Below are 2199 nucleotides of genomic sequence, written 5' to 3' on the forward strand. Positions count from 1 at the left end.
TCAACCTCTGATGGTCCGCCCCGCGCCAGCGGGGATGAGCCCGCGTTCAACGGGCTACCGCCGTCCTCGATCACGTCCGCCCCGCGCCAGCGGGGATGAGCCCCGCTCCGCCCCCACGACCGCGTTCTCGAGCTCGTCCGCCCCGCGCCAGCGGGGATGAGCCCCAACTCCGCGACGCGGGCATCCCGGTCTATGAGTCCGCCCCGCGCCAGCGGGGATGAGCCCGTCTCCGCGTGGCTGTCGGTGATGTAGAGGCCGTCCGCCCCGCGCCAGCGGGGATGAGCCCCGGCCCTGGCCAGCACAAACGTGCAGGTCAGGATCCGCCCCGCGCCAGCGGGGATGAGCCCCCGCAGCCGCGGCCGATCTCGTGCTCGCGCATGTCCGCCCCGCGCCAGCGGGGATGAGCCCCAGGACGAGACCTTCGAGTTCACCTCCCTCGAGTCTGCCCCGCGCCAGCGGGGATGAGCCCTCCTCGGCCGTCGCCCACGCGTGATCCGGCGGGCCTTCCGCTCGAGCCCGGGCGCCGCGCACCTCAACCACCGGCGGCTTGCGCGAGCCGGATCGGCGATGCTGGGGTCATGCCTCTGCTCGACTCCGCACTCCCCCTCGTCGCGGCGCCCATGGCCGGTGGGCCGTCGACGCCCGCGCTGGCCGCGGCGGCGAGCGCTGCGGGGGCCTTCGCGTTCGTGCCGGCGGGCTACCTGTCGGCGGAGACGTTCGCCGACGACCTGGCGACCGCGCACGCGAGCGGCTCCCCGTTCGGCGTCAACCTGTTCGTGCCGCAGCGGGACAGGGTCGACCCGGCGGCCTTCGCGGCCTACGCCGACGCGATCCGGGACGAGGCCGAGGCAGTCGGGGTCGCGCTGCCGACCGAGCCTCTGCACGACGACGACGCCTGGCGGGAGAAGGTCGACCTGCTGCTGGCCGACCCGGTGCCGGTGGTCTCCTTGACCTTCGGGCTCCCCGACCGGGACGACATCACCGCGCTGCGCGGAGCCGGCTCACAGGTTCTGGCGACCGTGACCACACCCGAGGAGGCGCGCGTTGCGGAGGAGGCGGGCGTGGACGGGCTGGTCGTGCAGGGCCCGGGCGCCGGCGGGCACAGCGGCACCTTCGACCCGCGTCGCACGATCACCGACGCCGCGACCGCGGACGTCGTACGCGCGGTCTCCGGCGTGAGCCGGCTGCCCCTGGTCGCCGCCGGTGGAGTCGACGGGCCGGACGCCGTCCGCGACCTGCTGGCCGCCGGCGCCGAGGCGGTCGCCGTCGGGACCCTGCTGCTCCTCGCCGACGAGGCGGGTACGACGCCCACGCACCGCGCCGCGCTGGCGGATCCGGCGTTCACCACGACCGTGCTCACCCACGCCTTCACGGGCCGTCCGGCGCGAGGCCTGCGCAACGGGTTCATCGAGCGGAACGAGGCGCGGGCGCCGTACGGCTATCCGGAGCTGCACCATCTCACCCGCCCCCTCCGTCGAGCGGCCGCCGCGGCGGGCGACCCGCACCGGCTGCACCTGTGGGCGGGCGCCGGCTGGCGTCGGGCGGAGGCGCGGCCCGTGGCCGAGATCGTGCGGGAGCTCACCGCCGGGCTCTGACAGTGGCGCTCTGGCGCTCAGCCCTCGTAGTGGTAGCGGCAGGCCGCGATCCGCACCTCGTCGTCGACCGTCTTGTGGATCAGACGATGCTCGTCGTTGATCAGCTTGCGATCCTGCTGCTGCCACCACAGGTAGTCGTCCTCAGCCGGTCAGCAGCCCCTTGACGTACGCCGCCTGGCCGGCGTGCTGGGCGCAGTCGTCGACCACGCTGACCAGCCGGACGCCCAGGGTCACCGGCGGGTCCCAGCGGGTGTCGACGACGCGGTCGAGGTCGTCGGGGGTCACCGTGGCGAGGTACTCCAGGGTGCGGGCGTGGGTGGCGCGGTAGTAGTCCATCAGCGGGCCGGCGGAGACGCGCACCAGCCCGACCTGCTCGCTGGTGTGGCCGTAGCCGATGTCGCCGTCGTCGAGCGGGAGGGCGAAGCGCTCGGCGTACCCGTCGTCGGTCCAGACCTGCCCGGTCCCGGCGACGGCGGCGACGTGGTCGTCCTGCACCCGGGTCAGGTGCCACACCAGCCAGCCGATCGGATTGGCGTCCGGGCCCGGGCGGTGGGCGAGGAGGGCGTCGTCGGCGCCGTCGAGCACGGTCTCGACGACGCCGAGG

At 74.9% G+C, this 2199-nt stretch carries 3 protein-coding genes and 1 CRISPR repeat array; of the genes, 1 reads left to right on the forward strand and 2 read right to left on the reverse strand.

What is annotated here, in order from left to right; translation table 11 throughout:
• Positions 1–13 precede the first annotated feature (13 nt).
• A CRISPR array of direct repeats spans positions 14–469; the repeat unit is 29 nt; unit sequence GTCCGCCCCGCGCCAGCGGGGATGAGCCC.
• Between the two features lie 109 nt (positions 470–578).
• A complete protein-coding gene (locus FHP29_RS13490; protein WP_139623408.1) occupies positions 579–1595 on the forward strand; it encodes a nitronate monooxygenase in 1017 nt (338 codons plus the stop codon).
• A gap of 17 nt (positions 1596–1612) precedes the next feature.
• Here the strand turns inward: FHP29_RS13490 and FHP29_RS23350 are convergent, their stop codons facing one another.
• Together FHP29_RS23350 and FHP29_RS13500 are read right to left on the reverse strand one after the other, a co-directional pair.
• A complete protein-coding gene (locus tag FHP29_RS23350) occupies positions 1613–1726 on the reverse strand; it encodes a type II toxin-antitoxin system RelE/ParE family toxin (protein ID WP_139623784.1) in 114 nt (37 codons plus the stop codon).
• 10 nt (positions 1727–1736) lie between these two features.
• The coding region (locus FHP29_RS13500; protein ID WP_139623785.1) for a mycothiol transferase at positions 1737–2199 on the reverse strand (463 nt) is incomplete at its 5' end.

The sequence above is a fragment of the Nocardioides albidus genome, assembly GCF_006335005.1.
GTDB classification, from domain to species: domain Bacteria; phylum Actinomycetota; class Actinomycetes; order Propionibacteriales; family Nocardioidaceae; genus Nocardioides; species Nocardioides albidus.